The 21,346-nt window shown below is 66.2% G+C and carries 18 protein-coding genes and 4 tRNA genes; 10 read left to right on the top strand and 12 right to left on the bottom strand.

The window, feature by feature from the left end:
• Position 1 precedes the first annotated feature (1 nt).
• Together NS6_RS06360 and NS6_RS06365 are read left to right on the top strand one after the other, a co-directional pair.
• Positions 2-1,153 carry an acyl-CoA dehydrogenase family protein gene (locus tag NS6_RS06360; RefSeq protein WP_068037557.1) on the top strand — a complete coding sequence of 384 codons (1,152 nt, stop codon included), beginning with the start codon at positions 2-4 and terminating at the stop codon, positions 1,151-1,153.
• Positions 1,150-2,205, top strand: a complete 1,056-nt coding sequence (locus NS6_RS06365; protein WP_084470654.1) for an acyl-CoA dehydrogenase family protein — start codon at positions 1,150-1,152, stop codon at positions 2,203-2,205. The genes NS6_RS06360 and NS6_RS06365 overlap by 4 nt, the downstream gene beginning before the upstream one ends.
• A 207-nt stretch (positions 2,206-2,412) precedes the next feature.
• Here the strand turns inward: NS6_RS06365 and NS6_RS06370 are convergent, their stop codons facing one another.
• Positions 2,413-3,042, bottom strand: coding sequence for a nitroreductase family protein (locus NS6_RS06370; protein ID WP_068038163.1), 630 nt, complete (start codon positions 3,040-3,042; stop codon positions 2,413-2,415).
• Between the two features lie 501 nt (positions 3,043-3,543).
• Between NS6_RS06370 and NS6_RS06375 the strand changes: the two genes are divergently transcribed.
• Positions 3,544-4,056 carry an acyl-CoA thioesterase gene (locus NS6_RS06375; RefSeq protein WP_068037560.1) on the top strand — a complete coding sequence of 171 codons (513 nt, stop codon included), beginning with the start codon at positions 3,544-3,546 and terminating at the stop codon, positions 4,054-4,056.
• 127 nt (positions 4,057-4,183) lie between these two features.
• Here NS6_RS06375 and NS6_RS06380 read toward each other — a convergent pair whose 3' ends face one another.
• The 4 genes from NS6_RS06380 to NS6_RS06395 are packed head-to-tail and all read right to left on the bottom strand — an operon-like array spanning position 4,184 to position 7,578.
• Positions 4,184-4,639, bottom strand: a complete 456-nt coding sequence (locus NS6_RS06380; protein ID WP_068037563.1) for a MaoC family dehydratase — start codon at positions 4,637-4,639, stop codon at positions 4,184-4,186.
• Positions 4,636-5,394, bottom strand: coding sequence for a 3-oxoacyl-ACP reductase FabG (gene fabG, locus NS6_RS06385; RefSeq protein WP_210746615.1), 759 nt, complete (start codon positions 5,392-5,394; stop codon positions 4,636-4,638). Before fabG ends, NS6_RS06380 begins: the two co-directional genes overlap by 4 nt.
• A 14-nt stretch (positions 5,395-5,408) precedes the next feature.
• On the bottom strand, positions 5,409-6,551 hold the full coding sequence (locus tag NS6_RS06390; RefSeq protein WP_068037569.1) for an acyl-CoA dehydrogenase family protein: 1,143 nt from the start codon (positions 6,549-6,551) through the stop codon (positions 5,409-5,411).
• 13 nt (positions 6,552-6,564) lie between these two features.
• Positions 6,565-7,578, bottom strand: coding sequence for an acyl-CoA dehydrogenase family protein (locus NS6_RS06395; RefSeq protein WP_068037571.1), 1,014 nt, complete (start codon positions 7,576-7,578; stop codon positions 6,565-6,567).
• A gap of 526 nt (positions 7,579-8,104) precedes the next feature.
• On the opposite strand from NS6_RS06395, the gene NS6_RS06400 reads away from it, so the two are divergent.
• Together NS6_RS06400 and NS6_RS06405 are read left to right on the top strand one after the other, a co-directional pair.
• The gene (locus tag NS6_RS06400) at positions 8,105-8,866 is read left to right on the top strand and encodes a crotonase/enoyl-CoA hydratase family protein (RefSeq protein WP_068038166.1); all 762 of its coding nucleotides are present in this window, start codon (positions 8,105-8,107) and stop codon (positions 8,864-8,866) included.
• A 285-nt stretch (positions 8,867-9,151) separates the two neighbouring features.
• On the top strand, positions 9,152-9,802 hold the full coding sequence (locus NS6_RS06405; protein WP_068037574.1) for a TetR/AcrR family transcriptional regulator: 651 nt from the start codon (positions 9,152-9,154) through the stop codon (positions 9,800-9,802).
• A 598-nt stretch (positions 9,803-10,400) separates the two neighbouring features.
• On the opposite strand, the gene NS6_RS06410 is transcribed toward NS6_RS06405, so the two are convergent.
• Positions 10,401-10,472 (bottom strand) — tRNA-Val (locus NS6_RS06410).
• Between the two features lie 308 nt (positions 10,473-10,780).
• Between NS6_RS06410 and NS6_RS06415 the strand changes: the two genes are divergently transcribed.
• The 3 genes from NS6_RS06415 to NS6_RS06425 all read left to right on the top strand — a co-directional run bounded on the left by NS6_RS06415 (position 10,781) and on the right by NS6_RS06425 (position 11,047).
• Positions 10,781-10,853: transfer RNA gene (locus NS6_RS06415), tRNA-Gly, on the top strand.
• A gap of 47 nt (positions 10,854-10,900) precedes the next feature.
• Positions 10,901-10,971: transfer RNA gene (locus NS6_RS06420), tRNA-Cys, on the top strand.
• Between the two features lies 1 nt (position 10,972).
• A tRNA-Val gene (locus NS6_RS06425) sits at positions 10,973-11,047 on the top strand.
• A gap of 66 nt (positions 11,048-11,113) precedes the next feature.
• Here NS6_RS06425 and NS6_RS06430 read toward each other — a convergent pair.
• Positions 11,114-12,253, bottom strand: coding sequence for a baeRF11 domain-containing protein (locus NS6_RS06430; protein ID WP_245669145.1), 1,140 nt, complete (start codon positions 12,251-12,253; stop codon positions 11,114-11,116).
• Between the two features lie 275 nt (positions 12,254-12,528).
• Between NS6_RS06430 and NS6_RS06435 the strand changes: the two genes are divergently transcribed.
• Positions 12,529-13,779, top strand: coding sequence for a sigma factor-like helix-turn-helix DNA-binding protein (locus NS6_RS06435; protein ID WP_245669146.1), 1,251 nt, complete (start codon positions 12,529-12,531; stop codon positions 13,777-13,779).
• Here NS6_RS06435 and NS6_RS06440 read toward each other — a convergent pair.
• The 3 genes from NS6_RS06440 to NS6_RS35680 form a co-directional block, all read right to left on the bottom strand.
• Entirely contained in the window at positions 13,769-14,686 is a 918-nt protein-coding gene (locus NS6_RS06440) for a hypothetical protein (RefSeq protein WP_245669147.1), read from the bottom strand. The genes NS6_RS06435 and NS6_RS06440 overlap by 11 nt on opposite strands.
• Before the next feature lie 150 nt (positions 14,687-14,836).
• Positions 14,837-15,790, bottom strand: coding sequence for a LysR family transcriptional regulator (locus NS6_RS06445; RefSeq protein ID WP_068037583.1), 954 nt, complete (start codon positions 15,788-15,790; stop codon positions 14,837-14,839).
• 8 nt (positions 15,791-15,798) lie between these two features.
• On the bottom strand, positions 15,799-18,636 hold the full coding sequence (locus NS6_RS35680; RefSeq protein ID WP_068037587.1) for an FAD-dependent oxidoreductase: 2,838 nt from the start codon (positions 18,634-18,636) through the stop codon (positions 15,799-15,801).
• Positions 18,637-18,812: 176 nt separating this feature from the next.
• Between NS6_RS35680 and NS6_RS06455 the strand changes: the two genes are divergently transcribed.
• Positions 18,813-19,346 carry a GNAT family N-acetyltransferase gene (locus NS6_RS06455; protein WP_068037590.1) on the top strand — a complete coding sequence of 178 codons (534 nt, stop codon included), beginning with the start codon at positions 18,813-18,815 and terminating at the stop codon, positions 19,344-19,346.
• An 11-nt stretch (positions 19,347-19,357) separates the two neighbouring features.
• Here the strand turns inward: NS6_RS06455 and NS6_RS06460 are convergent, their stop codons facing one another.
• Together NS6_RS06460 and zapE are read right to left on the bottom strand one after the other, a co-directional pair.
• Entirely contained in the window at positions 19,358-20,173 is an 816-nt protein-coding gene (locus NS6_RS06460) for a tyrosine-protein phosphatase (RefSeq protein ID WP_068037593.1), read from the bottom strand.
• Between the two features lie 153 nt (positions 20,174-20,326).
• Positions 20,327-21,343, bottom strand: a complete 1,017-nt coding sequence (zapE, locus tag NS6_RS06465; RefSeq protein ID WP_068037602.1) for a cell division protein ZapE — start codon at positions 21,341-21,343, stop codon at positions 20,327-20,329.
• Positions 21,344-21,346 lie beyond the last annotated feature (3 nt).

A 21,346-nucleotide genomic window follows, 5' to 3' on the forward strand; every position in this document is an offset into this window, starting at 1 on the left:
GATGAATTTTTGGAATCTCCCCCCGGTCGTGCTTCCGGACAGATACGAGACGTTGCGGCGCGACGTTCGAGCGTTTCTGGACGAGGAACTCTCGACCGGTGGGTTCGTACCCCATTGCGATCAATGGCTCGGTGGATGGGACGCAGAGTTCAGCGCCAGGCTGGGCGAACGCGGGTGGATCGGCATGGCACTTCCGGCCAGGTACGGAGGGACAGGGGCCGGTGCGCTGGCACGGTTCGTCGTCACCGAAGAGCTACTGGCGGCCGGTGCACCTGTGGCTGCCCACTGGATCGCCGACCGACAGTCCGGGCCCGGAATCCTGCGATACGGCACGCCCGAGCAGAAGCACACCTTCCTTCCTCGGATAGCCGGCGGGCAGTGCTATTTCGCTGTCGGTCTCAGCGAGCCCGACACCGGCTCCGATCTGGCGTCTGTGCGCACCCGTGCACAGCGGGTCGACGGCGGCTGGCGTCTCAACGGCACCAAGGTCTGGACCAGCGGTGCGCATCTGGCCCATGTACTGATAGTGCTGGCCCGTACCGAGGAACGGACCGACGACCGGCACGCCGGTCTGAGCCAGTTCATCATCGAACTGCCGCATCCCGATGTGCGTATTCGGCCGATCCGGTTGCTCACCGGTGAACACCACTTCAACGAGGTGGTCCTGGACGATGTCTTCGTCGCCGACGCACGAGTGCTCGGCGAACCGGGCTCGGGCTGGGACCAGGTGACAAGCGAGCTCGCGATGGAGCGCAGCGGTCCCGAGCGGATCCTGTCGACATTCCCTCTACTCGCCGCGGCCACCGACCATCTGGCGAAGAACAACCCCCGAACCGATGCGCCCGGATTCGGCGCTGTGGTCGCCCGCCTCTGGGCGTTGCGCCAGATGTCACTGGCGGTGGCCGGGCAATTGGAGACCGGCGCAGCACCGGCGGTGGCAGCCGCAACGGTCAAAGATCTCGGAACGCGTTTCGAGAACCTTGTCGTCGAGACGGTCCGGCTTCTCACAAGGCTGGAACCCGACCACGGTTCGAACCAGGAGGTCCCCCGGATGCTGGCCGAGTCGATACTGCACAGCCCCGGTTTCACGCTACGTGGCGGTACAAACGAGATCCTGCGAGGCATCGTCGCCAAACAATTGGGAGTGCGATGAGCGACATCATCGAAGAACTGGTCGCCGCAGTCGGTGACGCGTGCACGAAATACAGCGATGCCGACGCTGTCTCCGCAGCTCCTGCGGGCTCATGGAACAGCCGGCTGTGGACGGCACTCGACCAGATCGGGGTGACCATGGTCGCCGTCGCCGAAGAAAATGGCGGAGCGGGTGGTGATGTGTCCACCGCCGTGGCGGTACTCGAGGTACTCGGGCAGTTCTCGGCGAGGGTCCCACTGGCCGAGACCGCGCTACTCGCCGGTTGGTTACTCGCAGGCACCGATGCGGTCCTCCCCACAGGGCCGATGACCGCCTGCCTCGCCGGCCCGGATCTCCGGATCGGAGCCGGGAGCGAGAGCGTGGCGGTCAGTGGAACGATCGCCCGTGTGCCCTGGGCTCGGTGTGCCGGTCACGTCGTGGTGCTCGACGGACGCCGTGTACTCGTGCTGCGGCGTGGGGATTTCGCGGTCAGCGAAGGAATCAATCTGGCCGGCGAGCCGCGCGACGACGTGCTCATCACCGCGACCGTGCCGGCCGCGCAGATTCACGACCTACCGCCGGAATCCGAGATCTCCGCGCAGAACTTCCGGAATCGGTCGGCCCTCGCCCGCGCGGCACTGACCTCCGGTGCGGCCCGCCGAGCGCTGGAGCTCTCGATCACCTATGCGGGTCAGCGTGAGCAGTTCGGCAGGCCGATCGCGAAATTCCAAGCGATACAGCAGCATCTTGCCTCGATGGCCGCCGAAACACTGCTGTCGAAGGTGGCCGTGGAAGCTGCGGCTCTCATAATCGACGCTGGGGGCGACGCAGCTGCCGTTGCGGCTGCCAAAATAGTCACCGGCCAGGCCGCCGGTCTGGTAAGCGCCTTGGCACATCAAATTCATGGTGCACTCGGCTACACCGAGGAACACTCCCTGCGGCTCAGTACGACACGGTTGTGGGCTTGGCGGGATGAAATCGGTAACGAGGAGCAATGGTCTGGCGAGCTGGGACAACGTGCGTTGTCCGCCGGGACCGCGGGCCTGTGGCAACTCGTCACCGGAATTCGATAGCTTCTCGGATTGCCACCGCCCGGAGCCAGGACTCGGCTCCGGGCGCCGCACTTGCGGCGACTACCGCTCCTCCCGCGGTACACAACGCTGCCCCGGGCGACGCAGCGACCGGGGCGCGGACGCTCTGGGCAGTTGCCTCAGCGCCGGCATCTGCGACTACGAGAGCCCGGCCGACAGCGGTACGAACCTACTGTTGAAGCGGCGCGATTACTCCGTCCATCGATTCCACTGCGTAATAGTCTCGACAGGAGGACGTTTCGCCGGCTTGAACTCGTCCCCGATCGTGTAGGCAACAGGGAGCAGTGCGACGGGTGTGACGGTAGCCGGGATACGGAGGGCCTGCATGTACAGCGCTTCTTGGTCGCCGAGGAATGGTGTCGTCATCACCGACCCGAGTCCGCGGGAGCGCAGAGCCAGTTGCAGGCTCCAGATCGCCGGGAAGATAGATCCATAGAAGACGGCGGGATCCAGCGCCCGCGGGCCGTCGAGCCGTCCCTCGGCACACGGCACTATCAATGCGGGAACTCGATCGAGGATCGTAGTCAGATACAGCGCACTGTCGTAGACACGACGGCTCTGCGGATCAGTTGCGTGGTCGCGCCGTCGTTCGATTCGCGAAGCTGTTCCCCGTACGTAGATTTCCGCGACCTCGGCACGAACACCAGGATCGTCGATGACGAGCCAGCGCCATGACTGCATATTGCTTGCGGTGGGAGCCTGGATCGCGAGTCTCAGGCATTCGAGGATGACCTCACGTTCAACGGGGCGCTTCAGGTCGAGCCGACGGCGGACTGCTCGGGTGGTGGACAGCAGGTGATCGGTGCCGGCGAAGTTCATGACCGAGCCCTCGGCATCCGAGCGTGTGCCGAGGGACACACATTCCCGGCAGTACTGGACTTCCGGCGTACACGTCGACGCCGGAGAGCGTCGCCGATGCCGATGACGTCGAGAGCGAATACTCCGGCCATGTGCATCCTCTTTCCTATCGATTTCTCGCGCTGGCGGCATCCCGGAGACATCAGCACACGCCGACGTCATTCCTTCCGATATAGGTCCTGGTAACCCGTGGCGGCCGTATCCGACCGGCCTACCCCGGATCGGAGGGCTCAACGGCTTGGGAATCGCTTCCCGGTACGACACCGAGCCGATCGAGCCTAGTCTCGTCCGACGTTGCCCGCCCGCCTTTCCCGCACCACGACAGATGACCGCGGCGATGCATCGAGGGCGGTACCCAGATCCGCTGGTGACCGGTCAGTGGGGCTCACGAGGCCGCCACCTTCGGAGAAACATACTACTTCGTAGGTTGTTTTGGAAGCCGCGACTGGTTAGGCTCAGAGGATGACCCGCAGCGCGACAGTTCCCAGCTATCGCGAACTCGGCCGGTTACCACTCGAACGAGGTCCCTTTGTGGTTCCCGCATCGTTCGAGGACGAGAACGGTCATATGAACGTCACGCACTACTTCACCCTGTGCGGCGACGGAGTCAAGGAGGTCTTCGAACGAATCGGCATCGATGACACATACCGCGCGACTCGCCGACAAGGCTTCTTCGTCGCCGAGCACCATCTCCGCTACTACGCGGAAACGTCGGTCGGCGATCGAGTGTCAGTGCATTCCCGGGTTGTCGAGCGCAGCGACAAGGTCGTGTACTGCCTGATACTCCTGGTCAACAATACGACCGAGCAGATCGCGTGCACCCTCGAGGTCGTAGCGGTCAACGTCGACTTCGACACTCGGCGCGCCACCGCGTTCGCCGCCGACATCGCTGCGGCCATCGACGCCGAATTGGCGATAGCCGCGACCGTCGACTGCCCGGTTCCGCTGTGCCCCGGAATGGGCATCCGCCCGTAGACATACGCGCTGCGACCGAGAACGCCGCCCGGGAACGAGCAGTCGAATGCCTGTCGCGTTCTCGCGATATCCCGCTGTCGAGCGCCACAACCCTCACCCCGGCCCGCACACCGGGGTGATATCAGAGTCACAGCACGATACGCGCGACGGTTTCCGCGATACAGGCCGGCTTTTCCTGGCCCTGTATTTCGATGATTACCTGCGTAACGACCTGTAGATACTGCTCGTGTACATCAACGCTCAGAATCGCCGAGCGAGCGCGGACACGGGAGCCGACCGAGACCGGCCACGGAAAGCGGACCTTGTTCAAGCCGTAGTTGATCCGCATCTCGACGTTGTCGATACGGGATATCTGAGCCGTCAGGTACGGGAGCAAGCTCAACGTCAGGTAGCCGTGCGCGATGGTAGTACCGAACGGACCCCGCGCCGCCCGCTCAGGGTCCACGTGGAGCCATTGGTGGTCGAACGTGGCGTCGGCGAAGTTATCGATGTGCTGCTGGGTGACGGTGAACCAATCGCTGGTCCCGATGGTCTCCCCTTGTGCTGCAACAAGGTCGGCGGCGTTGCCGAAAACACGAGTCATCCGCGGGGTCCACCGGCCACGTAGAGCACCTGTCCCGAGACGAACGCCGAATCCTCACCGGCGAAGAACGAGACCACGTTGGCTACGTCTTCGGGTCGGCCCGGTCGCCCGATCGGAATTTTCACCAGGGCCTTCTCCACCTGCTCATCGAAGGACAGCCCGACCTTCTCCGCGGAAGCACGGGTCATATCGGTCACGACAAACCCGGGAGCAATGGCATTGGCGGTGATGCCGAACCTACCCAGCTCCGCGGACAGTGACTTGGTGAAGCCTTGTAGACCTGCTTTCGCTGCCGAGTAATTCACCTGGCCTCGCGAACCCAGCGCGGAAGTACTGGAGATATTGATGATCCTGCCCCACCCGGCCTCGACCATGTAGCGCTGCGCGGCACGGGCCATCAAAAACGACCCGCGCAGGTGGACCCCCAAAACGCTGTCCCATTCGTCCTCCGACATCTTGAACAACAGATTGTCGCGCGTGATGCCCGCATTGTTGACCAGGACTGTCGGGCCGCCCAGCTGATCGGCGATCTGCTCGACGGCGGCGGCGACCTCCTCCGACCGGCTGACATCCGCGCCGGCCACCGCGACCTTTCCCCCCACCGCCTCGATAGATGCCACCGTCGCTGCACACTGGTCGGCGTCGAGATCGACGACACCGACGGCAAAGCCGTCCCGAGCCAGTCGCAGCGCGATTGCCGCGCCGATGCCGCGGGCCGCACCGGTGACGACGGCCGAGCGTGGAATAGATTTCATGAGGTTTCCTTCGATCATGCTCTGGACGCCTGCGGCAATCCCAGCAAGCGTTGGGCGAGAATGTTGCGCTGGATCTGGGCAGAACCTCCGTAGATGCTGCTCGCGCGCCCGTAGAGGTAGCGGTCGAACCACTGGGGGCGACTGCCGGCATCGATATCGGTATCGGCCAGCAGACTCGAGGCCGCGTTCATCAGGCGCTGCTCGACCTCGGTCATCAGTAACTTGTCGATCGAACATTCGGGTCCGGGCCGAGCCGTCGAGATACGGTCGCTCAAGCGGCGCAGGCAGTGCATCCTGAGCACCTCGACTCCAGCGGCCGCTGCCCCGAGTTCACGCAGTACAGCGCGGTCCGGTGATGATGACTGCGCCTTCACGATGCCGGCCAGTTCGGAGATATACCGCGCGAACTTCGACAGGTATCCGGTGTCGACCGCACCGCGTTCATAGTTGACGACATCCATTGCGATGCGCCATCCCTCGTTCGGCCGGCCGAGTAGGTTCGCGGCAGGAATCCGTACGTCGTCGAAATGGATCTCGGCGAACTCTTCATCGCCGTTCGCCAAGACGATCGGCCGCACTGTCACACCGGACGACGTCAATGGCACGATGAACGCCGAAATTCCTTGGTGACGAACCGCATCGGGGTCGGTGCGCGCGAGGAGGAGACAGTAGTCGGCATACCCGCCATAGCTGGTCCATATCTTCTGACCGGAGATCACCCACTCGTCCCCCCGGCGAGTCGCGGTGGTCCGCAGTGCCGCGAGATCGGAACCTGCCGACGGCTCCGAGAACCCCTGGCACCATATTTCTTCGACGGCCAGCAGCGGTCGGAGGTACCGTTCTTGCTGTTCCGGGGTTCCATAGGCGTACAGCGGTCGGCCAAGGTGTCCCAAAGGGAGCAGAGTCGGCGCGTTGGCCCTGCCGAGCTCATCACTCAGGATCGCTTCTTCCATGAGTCCGAGCCCCTGCCCTCCCACGTTCTTCGGGTACGACAAGGCCACCCATCCGTCTCGATAGAGACGCTGCTGGAACTCCCGCATGAACGGCCACCGTTCGGCAAGCACCGCGGGCTCGGGTTCGGCCGCAACGTTGTCCGCGAGCCAGGCGCGTAGCCGGCTACGGAACTCAGCTTCTGCTGGAGTGTCGTACAGATCCATAAGGTAGGTGTCCTCAAACGGTTTCGAGAGCGCGATCGGCGAGCAGCAGCAGCGGCGCATCACTGCCACCGAAAGCCGAGTGGAAAAGGTGGGCACTGCGCAGCCTGAAGTGGGCGCTGTGCTCCTGGGTCACTCCGATGCCACCGAGAATCTGGATGGCTGTTTCGCAGACTTCTACGGCCGCCGATCCGGCATAGAACTTCGCAGCGGATGCCAACCGCTCCACTTCGTCGATCGGGGCGTGGTCGACCGCCCACGACGCCCCATAGGTGATGGAGCGAGACGACTCCACCCGGAAGAGCATTTCCGCGCACAGATGCTGGATCGACTGGAACGAGCCGATCGGATGGCCGTACTGCTCGCGCTGCCGGGCATAGTCCACAGCCTGCTTCAATGCGCCGTCGGCAAGCCCCAGAAGGAATGCCGCGGCACCGACCCACGCCGCAGCCCACGCCCTGCGGTCCCCGTCATCGGTGGCAACCACTGCGGGAATCGGCTGGACGCGACTCAGCGGATGCAATGGATCGATGCCCTCGAACGGAACCGCTCCGGAAAGCTCGTGCGCGGCGGCCACGCCGTCCGACGAGAGCGCGACACCACGAGCACCGGCGCTCCAGTCGAACGCGATCGTTGCCGTGCCTTCCGGCACTTCGAGTGTGGAACCCAACAACACAGAGTGGGCCTCCCCCGCCGCCAGCCGGGCCAGATCGGCCGCCGGGCCCCCGGCGAACCGAAGCAGGCTCGCTGCCGCGATAGCCGTTCCGACATAGGGCACGGGGGCGATGTGGCGGCCGAGCACCTCGGCTACCAGGCAGGCATCAAGAACCGAACCGCCCCCACCACCGTATTCCTCCGGAATGAGCAAACCCACCAAATCGAGCTCCACCAGTGTCTTCCACACCGCAGCACGTAACGCTGTGCCGCCTGTGAGCAGATCTGGAACCGAGGGGTTGGAGAACAGCTGCGCACTGATCTCTTCGGTTGTCCGCTGAAGGAGGACTTGGTCCTCAGAGAGTGCAAAGTGCATGGAATGACCTCCTCCCAGAAACATACTACTGCGTAGGTTGCACCGTCAAGGACGAGCGGCCGACGAGCGACACCCTCACGCAGACCTCGAATCGAGACCAGAAGCCCTGCCGGCCATCCACATCACAGACGGCGGGCAGCGGCGCCACGTGGCCTTGACCCACTAAAACCTACGCAGTAGTTTGCTGATGTTCCCGAATTGCCCCCGAGGGGAGGCACCGGATCTTCACATATTCGCGGCACCCACACGTCGAACGAACATAGCCCCCGGCATCAGATCACTGCGCGAAGCCCGAACGGGCACCACCTATTCGCCGCAACCACGCAGGCTTTCGACCGAGCCGATCGAGTCCACCGATTCATGCCCGATCCGTCGCGTCGATCGACGGCTCCGCCCCACGAGCAGCCACTTGCTCGCTCCCGTGTCGACAGATTCGGCCGACCCTGCCGTTTCGGCGCCCAACACGCCCGGCCTGCGCACCACGCACTACCCCGAGAAGTATCCGATACACAGAACGGAACAGCCGATGTCCACAGTATCGATCGAATATGCAGACAAAATCGCCGTCATCACCATCAATCGACCACGTGAACGCAATGCGGTCGATCTGGAAGTGGCTCACGGCATCGCCGCCGCCATGGACGAATTCGAATCCCGTAAAGACGCGAGCGTCGCCATTCTCACAGGAGCCGGCGGAACATTCTGCGCGGGACTGGACCTCAAGGCGTTCACCCGCGGCGAGGTCCCGATCCTGCCCGGAAGGGGCTTCGGCGGGCTCACCGAGAGTCCGCCGGCAAAGCCGTTGATCGCAGCGGTTGAGGGCTGGGCCCTGGCCGGAGGGTTCGAACTCGCCCTGACCGCCGATTTGATCGTCGCAGCGCGAGACGCGAAGTTCGGCCTTCCCGAGGTAAAACGCGGTCTGGTCGCGGGAGCAGGCGGCTTGTTGCGACTCCCGAAAGTGGTGCCGTACCACCTTGCCATGCAATTGGCCCTCACCGGCGAACCCCTGTCGGCGGCCACCGCTCACGCCCACGGCATGGTCACCACCCTGACCGAACCAGGACGAGCCCTGGCGGCAGCCGAAGAGCTGGCCGCAAGAATAGCGGCCAACGGACCGCTCGCCATTCGCACCAGCAAGCAGATCGTCTCGATGTCGGTCGAATACAGCAGCGCGGACGCATTCGCCGCACAGAAAAAATTTGTCGACCCTGTACTCACCTCCGCCGACGCCATGGAGGGTGCCAGGGCATTTGCCGAGAAACGCAGTCCCACCTGGACCGGCGAATAGCCGGACCGGATCGATACCGCACACTCCAGGACGGGGACGGCAAGACCGGCCTATCGCCCCGAAGAGCGACAGATGAAAAGCCACGTTGATGCCTCGTCCGCCCAGAATCGGCGTGGGCAGTGCACGCTATGCGACGCGGCCCGCCGTCCCGGTACGCTTATCCCGCCCTCAGCCGCACCGGCAACCGGCGACCCCCTCCATGGATGGAGCCCGGTCAGGAACCGGTAACACGGAGCGGAACGACCAGCGTACAACCGATGACATTCGTCTGAGTAGGATGTAGGTGTGACGGAGGGATTTGGCAACGGCCGGATCAGCAAATTGGATCCGAAGAAGCGGGCGAGTGCTCACGAGATCCTCGACGCTGCGGCACTGGCATTCTCGGAGAGAGGGTACGCGGCCACCTCGATCGACGATGTGGCCGATGTACTGGGTTGCACGAAAGGTCGGATCTACCACTATTTCCGAACCAAAGGTGACCTGTTCATCGGCATCCACCACCAAGCGCTCGAATGGGCCCTGGAGGCGGTGGGCCCTGCGGCCGAACGCGATGACATCGGCCCGGAGGAGAAGCTGCGGGAGATGGTGCACCAGCACGCAATGCACCTCATGAACCGAGCGAGCTATATGGGGCCGGCGCAGATGCACATCGAAGTCGGGTTGGCTGCCGAAGGACGACACAAGGACAATGCGGTAGCTCGAATCTTCGAGATGCGGCAGACGTTCGAGTCCTACTACGTGAAGGTGATGGAGGACGGCGTCGAGGGTCAGGTGTTCCGTGATGCCGACATCAATCTGCTCGTAAAAGCGACACTCGGCATAGTGAACTGGATGCACGTGTGGTTCCAGCCGGACGGTCCGGCCGATTCCGCAGACGAGCGTCATCGAATCGCCGGAGAAATCGCCCAATACGCTGTGCGCGCGGTGCTGGCGTAATCGCGGGGCGTCGAAGCGCAACAACCATGCCCGGATGCAGCTCCGGGTCGAGGGCCGAGCCGTGGGCGCACGGCAGAATATTCCGGATCACCAGCGATTGCTCGCGCTCGCCGACCGCGCCTGCTCCGCCCTCACCCTGCCGCTCTATCGCGCCGGGGTCGAGACCGAGGCCTATGCCGCGCTCTACCGGATCCTGGTGCCGCTGGAACCCGAGCATCGTTGCGATGCTCGACCTTGTCACCGCCGAACAAGGCGGCGCGCTGCTCCGCTAGCGAGAACCCGCGTCGTCTATCCCTGGTCGCCCGCATTGGTGTTCCCCGCGCCCTCCACCGTCGAGAGCGCCTACGGTGTCGCTGCGTACGGCTTGCCACTCGTGGCCGTGGAGCCTCGACGCGAGAAGGTCAGGCCTATCAGGGCAGGCGGGGAGCCGACCCACCTGTGCGCAGACCACCGCCCACCAATGCCTCACCGGAGACGATCCCCGCGCGATAGACACCGGAAAACGGGGGTACGAAGCGGTCGATCACGGCCTTACCTCCCGAACAGTCGGACGACAAAGAAATACGCCCTGAAATGGATATATCAGGGCGTATTCGAGTGGTCCCAGCTGGTTTCGAACCAGCGACCTTCCGCGTGTGAGGCGGACGCTCTCCCGCTGAGCTATGGGACCGAGGCTATTCGCTCGGCGGCGTCTTCCTCACCATCCGAACGAGATGGAACCTTAACATGCACCACCCACCCGCCGCCAAATCACCCCCATGTCATTCACTTCGGTGACACACGCTCCTCGGCCGGATCTGTAGGACACTGGGCCTCCCATCGGCTGTATCCACAATCCACTCCCCGCCGGCCTCCGAACACGTGAATGACAACCGTGTCATTCACACTCCCCTACCAGGCGATTTGTAGGTTTCGGCGTACGTCGGCTAATGTTCTGTCTCGCACCACGGAGGACAGCGAGCCACCGAGGATGCAAATGCGGATGTAGCGCAGCTGGTAGCGCATCACCTTGCCAAGGTGAGGGTCGCGGGTTCGAATCCCGTCATCCGCTCGAGAGGTAGGGCCAGGCGCATAGAAAATGCCTTCCTCCCTTTGCGCGGTGGAGTGGCCGAGTGGTGAGGCAACGGCCTGCAAAGCCGTGCACACGGGTTCGATTCCCGTCTCCACCTCGCGCGATTAGCTCAGCGGGAGAGCGCTTCCCTGACACGGAAGAGGTCACTGGTTCAATCCCAGTATCGCGCACCATCGCATCACCAGGTCAAAGGCACTTTCGAGACTATCGAAAGTGCCTTTTCTGCTATCCGGGCCGGCCTACGGAGCATAGCGGAGGATACCGGCGAGCTGCGCGCCCTCAGGGAGGTCGGCCGCGCGTACGGCGAGCACATCACCACCGGTCAGCAGCACACGACGGCTGATCTCGTCCAGGACCCCGGGGGATTCCGCGGCCGCGGAATCGCCGAATGTGACCGCGCCGTCGGCGGTTACCGTTCCGGGGACCGAGGCATCGATATCTACCAGCAGGGTGTCGACGGCTCCGGCGGAGGCCGCCCGCGCCAGATCGGACACATCGGTGGCGGCCCGGCCCTCGCCACGCCGGATTTCGACCAAATCCACGAGGTCGGCCAGTTGAGCGGCGTAGTAGCGGTCCAGGACTTCCCGCGAGCGGGCGGCCAGCTCGTGGTCGGACGTATGTTCCGGGTTTCCGGGGATGCTCTCGTCGAGCAGACGGTCGTAGCTGTTCACGGAGCGGAACAGGGCATTGATGGGTTCGGTGGCGGCCAGGATCAACGGGGTGTCGCGACCGGTGAGCAGATCGCGCAGTTCGGTGTCCACGGCGCGGGCGAATTGCCGCGCTCGCATCTTGCGGCCTTCGTCTCCTTGGACGCGGCGCTTCGGGGCGCGATCGCCGAGGCTCGCCTTGCCGGCATGGTCGGCGGCGCTGGTCGGCATGCCGGGGACCGGCACCGTACGGGCGGGACGGTCGGCACTCACCTCGACCAGCCGGACACCGCCCTCGGCCAAGGCGAGGACGAAGGCGGCCTGCGGAAAAGTCACCGCCCGCAGCAGCGGCTTCAGTTCGAAGCGGCTGCCGACGGTCTCCGAGGCATTCAACTGATTCGGAACCCGATAGCTGCGGATACGGGTGGGCGTCGCGAGCACCACCAGCGTGCGCGACTGGAAACGCCAGAACGCAGCGTCGTCGATATGGGCGTCGAATTCTTCTTCCAGCGCCATGCGAGCCTCGGGATCGGTGACCCGATCGAGCGCTCGCCGCACCTGGTTCCAGAAGGCGATCCGGTTGCGGTCCGGGTCGGCGGTATCGGACTCGGTGGGTGTGTAGATGGAAACGCAGACGGTGTCGGTGACACCGGCGAGGGCCTTGATCTCACTGCGGGTCGGGATATCGGTATGCAGCACGAGCGCCTCCACATCGGACGGTCGGAACGGCACGCCGCCGCCCGTGGAGTGAATCCGAAGTCCGGTGGCGGACGGCGTCCGGTGCGGACGGCCGCTGCGGGAGCGTCGCCCGGATCGGTCCTCTATCAGCATCTTCTCGGCAAACCCCATTAGATCACACGGCAACGGCGGTGACCTGATCTGCGACGGTAAGCCGATACATGCGCTGCCGGCATTGCGTGGCTGCGCCGGGTCCTGTCGGTACCCGCCGTTAAGCTTGCCCACACGAACTCGAGCCGGCCGGTGAACCGGAGTCCCGAAGGGGTGTTGTGCAAGCGGAGCCAGTGCGTGCCGATGTATCCGGGAAGGCGGGCAACGACGTGGCGGACTTTCCCGATGATCTGCGGGATCACCTTTCCTTCGAACTGGAGGAGTGCGCACATGCCCTCGGAGAGCTGGTCGACGATTACGGGGTCGATCGGGAACGCGCCGCCGCCATCCTGCGGTACCGGCTCGGGATCGCCGGGGAACGGCCCGAAACACTGACGCGGATCGGGGCCCGGTTCGATTTCTCCCGGGATCGGGCCCGCCAGTTGCACACCAAGGCAGCAGGCGAACTACTGCGGCATACCGCGCGCTCGGGACGGCTGCCCGTTCCGGAGTACGCCCGGCGCTACCCCGTAGGGACCCGGGATTCGGTGCTGACACGGGCGCTGCTGGCCGAAACCTACGCCACCGATGGTGATATCGCCGTGAACGATCTCGCGTACCTCAAATTGCGGCTGGCGGGCCACGACGCGACCGACGCGAAACGGGTGGCGGGGTATGTCACCCAGCGCATCGTGGGCTGGCGTAAGAAAACCAACCATCTGCTGTCACGACTGCGCGAGACCGGTCCGCCCGCCGGGCCGCCCGCGCCGTGGCCGCACCGGATCGATTGGCCCGCCCGGTCGGGGTCGCCGGCCGCCCTGCCGACCTCCGCGGCGCGCGCCTTCGATCTCGACGACGACGGGCGCGGACGGTTCTACCTGCACAAACCAGGTCGCGATATCGGCTTCGACTCCGGACTGGAAGCGCGCCTGATGCGGCTACTCGACACCGACGACCGAATCCGCACATTCCAGGAATATCCCGAAGCCGTCGGATACCGGGTCGACGGCGAAGAGCACGTGCATTTCCCGACCCTGGTGACCGAACTCGCCGACGGCCGCAGGGTGCTCATCGACGTGCAGCCCTTGGGACATATCGGCTTCCACGTGAACCGGATGAAGGCACGCACCGCCCGGGAATGGGCGCACGAGAACGGCTGGGGCTGGCTGCTGTGGACCGGCAGCACGGTGGGGGAACCGGAACTCGCCACACATCCGGTATCCGCAGCGGTCCGCGACCGATTGACCGAGCTACTCGCCGACGGGCCGGTGCGCCGGGACGCACTGCGGCAACTGCGGGCCGACGGGCTCGAACCACTCGACCTCGTGGCGCTCACCGTCCGTCACGAATGGCGGTGGGAGCGCGCACCGTTTCAGCTGTCGGCCGCGAATCAGCCGCACCCGGAAGCTCCCGCACCGGTCAAGGTTTGATGAATATGGTCGCCGCGATGAAGGTGGCCAGCAGCAGCATCACGAAAACCGTCACCACCTGCCAGTTGTCGATGGTTTTGTGTAGCCGGCGGATGGTGTCCTCCAGCGCGCGGTGCACCCGCTCCTGATCGGCGATCCGCCGCCCCACCGCAGCCACCGACTCGGCCTGCTCACGGGCCTTCGCCGCGGTGCGCTCGACCCTGGCCTGCGCGCGATCGACCTGCTGTTTCTTCTCCCGCACCACCTGCCGGGAAACGGCCAGCGCGGTGCGCTGGTGGATCAGCTCCTGCCGCTGCTGTTCGAGCAGCAGCGACTGTGTGCGAGTGTGCTTTTCCCAGTCGGTCACTGCCGCCCATCCCTTCCTCAAATGATCGCGGTAACCCCACGCGACCTCACCCGCCACCCACTCACGCAGGAACTCACGCAGTTCGTACGGGCGCTCCCCCGGCACCACCGAACCCTCGGATCCCAGCTCGAGCATCCCGCTCGCCGCGCGATACTCACACGACTCCGGCGCTAGATCGGCGATACCGAGCGCAGGCAGCTGCGCCACCCAGAAACCCGGTGCGCACAGCCACAGCACCCCGGCGTACCCGAGGGCTTTCAACTGGTCCGTGTGCTGCTGTGCGAGCTCCTGAGTCAGTGGCCCGGAACGCACCTCGATCGCGAACAGCTCGGTGCCGCGCCGCCACCACACATCGACGGTCAGCGGTCCGCACGGCCGGTCGACCACCGCCTCATCCGCTCCGAAAGCGAGCAGCCGGGCGGCCAGCCAATACTTCAGGCGCTGGGTATTCCACTGGGCTTCGACGCAACGTCCGCAGCGGCAGCCGTAACCGGGTGCGGTGTTGTCCTCGGCCGCCTCTCCCTGCCCCGGGCCGTCCGGAATCCCCAGGTCGGACAGCATTGTCCGGCGCCCACACCGTATATCCGTTCGCCGCTTCGTCTGCATGCGACCACCCATCTAACCCGTCCCACCGCACCGGCCCGACCACCACACCGGCACTTCCCAGAGTGCGCCACAACTGCCGGTCAGCGCCAGGTTTCTGCCCAGCAGTTACCCAAGTGGGACCCGCCGAACCTTGTCGGCACGCGCTGTCCCGGTCACCGGATCACCGGACCTCAGAACGGTGCGGATCAACGTGCGCAGCCAGGCGTGCGCCGGATCCGGTGTATTGCGCGGATGCCAAGCCAGCGAGATCGTCATTTCCGGCAGCGGCAGCGGGATCTCGAAGGCACACAGCCCCAATGCGGGCAGTGTCGTGTTCGCGACAAGGGCCGGCGCCGGGCAGACCACCGCACCGGACCGCACGGCCAGCAGCGCGGTGGTGAGATCCGGCACGGTCGCCACCACTCTGCGGGTGCGGCCGTGCAAGGCAAGGCGATCGTCGATCACGCCACGGGCGATTCCGCGCGGCGAGATACTGATATGGGCGGCCGCGGCATAGGCGGCGACAGTGACCCGGTCCGCGACCAATGGATGGCCCGGAGTGGCGACACCGATCAGCCGGTCGCCGCGGACACGTTCCACCCGGGTCTGCGGGTCGGCCGGGTCGATCACGCCGACTTCGACATCGAAACGGCCGTCCCGCAGCGCACTCGCAGCCCCGGCCGCATCGGCCGGAACGAAACGGAGCGTGACGCCCGGTGCCTGCGCTCTGACCGCTGTCAGCAGCTGTCCGGCAAGTTCGGGTAGCACCGCATCGTCCACATGCAGCGCGAACCCGCGGACCAGGGCCGTGGGATCGACGGTATCCGGTTTCGCCAGCAGCGCCCGGCCCTGTTCGACCAGCGCGCTCACCTCGAACCTCAGCTCGAGGGCGCGAGATGTCGGCACGAGTTCGCGGCCGGCCCGCACCAGCAACGGGTCGCCGTAGACCCTTCGCAACCGGGCCAGCGTGCGGCTCATGGCGGGCGGTGAGGTGTTGAGCCGTTCGGCGGCGCGGGTGACGCTGTTCGTTTCGAGCAGCGCGTGTAACGCCACCAGCAGGTTCAGGTCGAGATCGGCCACGCCGCGGGTCAGCTTCGCGGGCCGGTACCCGGGGACGGCGCGGCGGTATCCGCTGCGTCCCCGGATTTCGGCTCCACGGATTGTGTGCCGGGCCCAACTGATCCGGCCGGCGCAGCCGATTCGGTGGCGGCCGTCGGTCCGGCGGCCACAGTCGGCTCGTCGGCAACTGGAGCGGCGGGTGCCGACTCGGCCGGGGCCGTATCCCCCTCCGCCTCGCCGGCGTCCGGCTCCATTGCCTGCGTGCCGGACGTGATCGTTCTCTCGGCGGCAGCGTCCGCTGCGGCCGAGGTGGTCACTCGGTCCGCCGGGCCGGGATCCACGGCAGTCTCCGGTGCGGCCAGTGCTCCCCCCTCAGACAGCTGTGTTTCCGCCTCGGCTGGTCCGGTTGTCGCCGCCCCGTCCTGTCCGGTCGGACGCGAAGTGTTGTTCGCACGCCCATCCCTTGCTGGTCCGGCTACCACCGGTCCGCGGGTTTCCTGGCTCGTTCCGGCCGGTGGCCGGGTGTCGCCCGGCAATGTCGGTTCGGCGGTTTCCGAGGCGAGCCCTGTGGACTGCCCTGTCGGGCCGGGTACCGGGCTCCGGTACGCGGTGTCCTGTTCCGGAGGGGATTGTTCAGCGCCGGAAGTGGTCTCCTGTGGCTCGGGCATACGCCCCGCGGAGTCGGCAGGCCGGGACGACGAATCGCCGGTGGCCTCCGCAGGTTGTGGCGTCGGCGAAATACCTCCGGCGGACGCGTTGCCGACAGCATCGAGAGCCTGCGCCGGGCGCGATTCCGCCGCGGCGAGAGACTGCGCGGTACGCATATCGATCCGCACCGTCGGACTGTTGGAGCGGGCGGCGATTCCAGCGGCGCGCTGTTCGGCGGCTGTCCGGCGGTCGGTTTCCGCAGCGACAGGCTGAGCGGGCGCGGACGGCACCACACGCGAGGACCGAGGCGCTACGGCCGGCGGATGAGCAGCCACTCCGGCAGGCCGGGGTGCTATCGCGGGCACGGGTGTCGCCGGGACGAACTGAGAGGGTGTGGGTATCGGTTCCCGGGATGCCCCGGGCGCGGTGGCCGGGTGGACCCCGGGAACCGGCCGGGTGCGGGCGGTGGGGTCGACGGCGGGCAAGGTGGTCGTCCGGACCGCGCTCGCGGCAACCGCCTCCGGGATCCGGACAGTCGGCGATTCGGCGGAAGCCGCAGGGGCCTGGGGTCGCGGGGGTTGCACTCCGGCCGGCGGTTGAGCGGCCGCGTCGGGCCGGGGCGCCCCGGTGGGTGCGCCAGGAGCTTCGGCAGCACCGTGCGGAGCAGCCTGCGCAGCGCCCATGAGCGGGGCGGTGGCCGGATGAGCCGCGACCGGTTCCGCGACGGCGGGGGCGATCGCCTCCATACCGTGGCCGCGTTTGCGGCGCGACACCACCCGATAGTCACCCGGCCGCACCGGCCGCAACCACTGCGCGGTGCGCGCGGCGAACGGCAACCGGACCCCGATATCACCCAGCAGTTCGTCGATATCGCGGATTGCGTCCGGGGTGATCGTGCCGTGCGCATGCCTGCCACCGGTGTGCTGGTCCAGCCAGCGTAACCGGGTATCGATACGTTCGCTCATGGTCTCGACCGGTGGTAGTGCCAGATTCCCGCTGAGCAGGGCCGCAGTCCAGTGCGCGCCCATTTCCGCGCTCGCCGCGCTGAGCAGCGAGGTGTTGTAACCGGCGAAGGTCAGATGTGGGACATCCAGTGGCAGGATCTGCCGGTACAACCGGAAATTGCCGTCGTCGTCGGTGAGCTGCCGCTGCACATAGGGCGTCAGGAAAGGGACCCGCTGCTGAAATCCGGTGGCGCAGACGACGATATCGGCCCGGACCCGCTGCCCGCCGGACAGTTCGGCGAACGGCCCGGCCGGCCCCCCGCCGAGCGCGGTCACCTCGGTCTGCCCGCGCACAGTGAGGCGGCCTTGGGTCACCTGTTCGGCGAAACCCTCCGTGGCGAAGCCGAACGCGGCGTCATAGGCCTGTTCGAACCGCCTGTCCGGGACGAGCCCGAGCTCGGCGGCGCCGGAGCGCTGCGCTACCAGCGCTTCGATCAAATCGAGATTGCTCTCCCGGAAGGATCGCGCCGGTCCGTGCAGCAGGCGTTCGATCCGGCCGGGTTCGGGGTGGCCGAAATGCGCGGCACCGGTGCGGGTGAGCAGGATCCGTTCGGCATCGATACCGGTGGCGAGACGCCGCGGCATTTTCCACAGCAGCCGGCGCGCCACCATCGTCGTATCCGCGGCGACCTTGCTGATCTCGGTCGCGAGATCGGCGGCGGCGGCGCCGTAGCCGACCACCACCACGGCCCTGTCGCGTACCGCCTCCACATCGAGGAACTGAGTGGAGTGCCCGAGCTGCCCCCCGGCGCGGGCGAAGGCGGTCGCGCCCGCGAAGTCCGGGACCTCGGGTTCGCAGAACACACCGTTCGCGATGATCAGGTGATCGCAGGAAGTGCGGTGCACTCCGTCGGCGTCGCGTATCTCGAGCAGCCAGCCGCCGTCGACCGGATCCGCGGCCACGACCTCGGTACGCAGGCGTAACCGGTCGGTCAGGCCGAAGGCACGCACATAGCTCGACAGGTACTCCTGCATCCGTGCGCCGTCGAGCACCCGTGGGTAGTCGGCGGGCATCGGATGGTCGGAGAAGTGGTAGGTGTACTTGGTGCTCTGCGCCCGTAAGCCCGGGTAACGGCGAGTCTCGCTCCACACGCCACCGATATCGGGGGAACGGTCGAACACTTCGACCGCAAACCCATCCTCGGTCAGGACCTTTGCGCAGACCAGACCCGCGATACCCGCACCGACGATTGCGATGCGGTTCCCGCTCCTCATGGGCGAGAGATTACGTCGGATGCGTCCGGCAGCAAAGCCGGAGATCGCATTTCGGCCATCGCCGCAGGTCGCGAGGAGGCGGCGCGACCGATGCCGGAGGCAGTCAGCGGGGCCGGTAGCCGCCGGGCGACCTGCACACATGCCGTTCACCGGGGTTGCTGTGGTCTCATTGAGCTATGACCACTGTCACCGTGGACCGGGCCGGACTGTGGGACGCCGAAGCACTCAGCGATGTCGCTGCTGCGACCTTCCCGCTCGCCTGCCCGCCGGGCACCGATCCCGACGATATCGGCGTGTTCGTCGCGGGTGTGCTATCCGGGGAACGGTTCGGCGAATACCTGTCCGACCCGGCCCGGACAGTGCTCAAAGCAGTCGCCGACGACGAGATCGTGGGGTACGCCATCCTGAACGGGGGCACGCCGGACGATCCCGTGGTGGCGGCGGCGATAGCTCTCGACCCGGTGCTGGAGATCAGCAAGATGTATGTCCTGCCGGGCCACCACGGCGCGGGGGTGTCCGCCGCGCTCATGCGGGCGGCGCTGGGACGTGCCCGCGGTGCGGACTACGCCGGTGTCTGGTTGGGCGTGAACCAGCAGAACCTGCGCGCGCAACGTTTCTACGCCAAGTACGGGTTCGAGCAGGTGGGTACCAGAACGTTCACTGTCGGCCGTCAGGTGCATCACGATTACGTGCTGCGCCTGGTGTTCTGACCGCGGCGGTCTCAGGCGAGCATGCGCGCCTTCAGAGCGTCGAGCTCGGCGGCGCGCAAACCCAGGCCCTCGCTGACGTAGCGGTCGAAACTGCCGTAGCTGCGCTGAACCTGGTCGAAGGCCGAATCGAGCCATTCCTGCTCGACTCCGGCCAGCCCGTCACCGGGCGCGGCATGGCGGTAATGATTCGACAGCAGGAAATCCGCGGTGACGGTATCGCGGTCCACGCCGAGAACGGTGAGCAGTACTGCCGCAACCCAGCCGGTCCGGTCCTTGCCCGCGGTGCAGTGGAACAGAACGGCCCCACCCCGGGGATCACTGCCGGTCTCGACAATATCCCGGAGCACCGCTGCCACTGCCTGGTTCGCGCCCGGCGCGGTGATGAAAGCCCGGTACAGATCGGTCCCGCCGACCAGGGTCGACATGAGTTCCGGCAGCGGGGCGGCGCCGATCACGTCGTACCAGTTGACCTGGGCACCCGCCGGAATCCGGTCGGGGCCGAGGGCGCGCTCGTACACCGTGCGCAGATCGTCGACCTCCCGGACGCCCAGCCTGGTCAGTTCGGCCAGATCCGCCGGAGTGAGATCAGTCAGCTGATCGGAGCGGAAGGCGATTCCGGTGCGGACGGTCCGGCCCGCGGCGGTGCGGTATCCGCCCACGTCGCGGGCGTTCGGAGCGCCGGTCAGATGCAGCGACCGATCCGCGTCGAGCGATTCGGCGGCGGCCGGTGGATCGGCGAGGCCCACCGCCGTCGCGGGGCCGAACGCGACCAGCAGGCCCGCGAGTACCGCGGCCGGTACACGCGCGCAACGATGAACGACGGCCATGGCCGGACTCCCCTCGATTCGACGGCATCCCCGAGGGGCGCCCGGTTCAGCAAACCAACCGGGGGCCATGAGGTCAACCACGAAACGGCGTGGCGCCGCGCGTCCCGGATGACGGCGGGGCACGAGCCGGGCCGGGCCGTCATCCGGTGACGGTCAGGCCGCGACCTCGAACCGGGACAGCGCCAGCAGCCGGGAGATCGCGCGCAGGTATTTCTTGCGGTACCCGCCGTCCAGCATCTCCTGGGAAAAGATCTCGTCGAGTTTCGCCCCGGATACGGTGACGGGCGTACCGGCGTCGTAGAGCCGGTCGGCCAGTACCACCAGGCGCAGCGCGACTGCTTGGTCGGTCACCGGATGCACGCCGGAGATCAACACCGCGGCCACCCCGTCGATGAGTGCACCGTACTTGGACGGATGCAGGGTGCTGAGATGTTGCAGCAGGGCGTCGAAATCGTCGAGGGAAGCACCGGGCGTCGACGCTGCGCGATCCACCAGTTGTTCCGGACTACTCGGTTCTGGAGCGGGCGGCAGATCGCGATGGCGGTAATCGGGGCCGTTCACCCGGGCCGTATCGAAGATCGAGCCCAGCTTTTTGATCTCGCGCAGGAAATCCTGGGCGGCGAAGCGACCTTCCCCGAGCTGTCCGGGCAGAGTGTTGGAGGTGGCCGCGATAGAGACGCCGACCGCGGAGAGCTCGGTGAGCAGCCGGGAAACCAGCATCGTATCGCCGGGATCGTCCAGTTCGAACTCATCGATGCACAGGACACTGTTGGCCGACAGCCGCTCCACCGCATTGGTGAAACCGAGCGCCCCCACGAGGTTGGTGAGCTCGCCGAAGGTACCGAACGATCTCGGCGCCGGTGCGCTGTGGAAGATCGAGGCCAGCAGGTGGGTTTTACCGACACCGAACCCCCCGTCCAGATACAGGCCCGCACCCTGGGCCGGCTTCTTCTTGCCGAACAGCGTTTTCTTGTGCGTGGCCTTGTGGATGGCGGCGACCTTGCCGGCGAATGCGCGTCCCGCGGCCACCGCCGCGGCCTGGCTCGGCTCGTTCGGGTCGGGAATGTAGGTGTCGAAACCGACCTCGTCGAACATGGGCGGGGGCACCATCTGAGCGACCAACTGGTCGGCGGGGACCTCCGGGCGGCGGTCGACGAGGCGTTCTTGCATGAA

It is taken from the genome of Nocardia speluncae NBRC 108251, from assembly GCF_001613245.1.
GTDB lineage: Bacteria > Actinomycetota > Actinomycetes > Mycobacteriales > Mycobacteriaceae > Nocardia > Nocardia speluncae.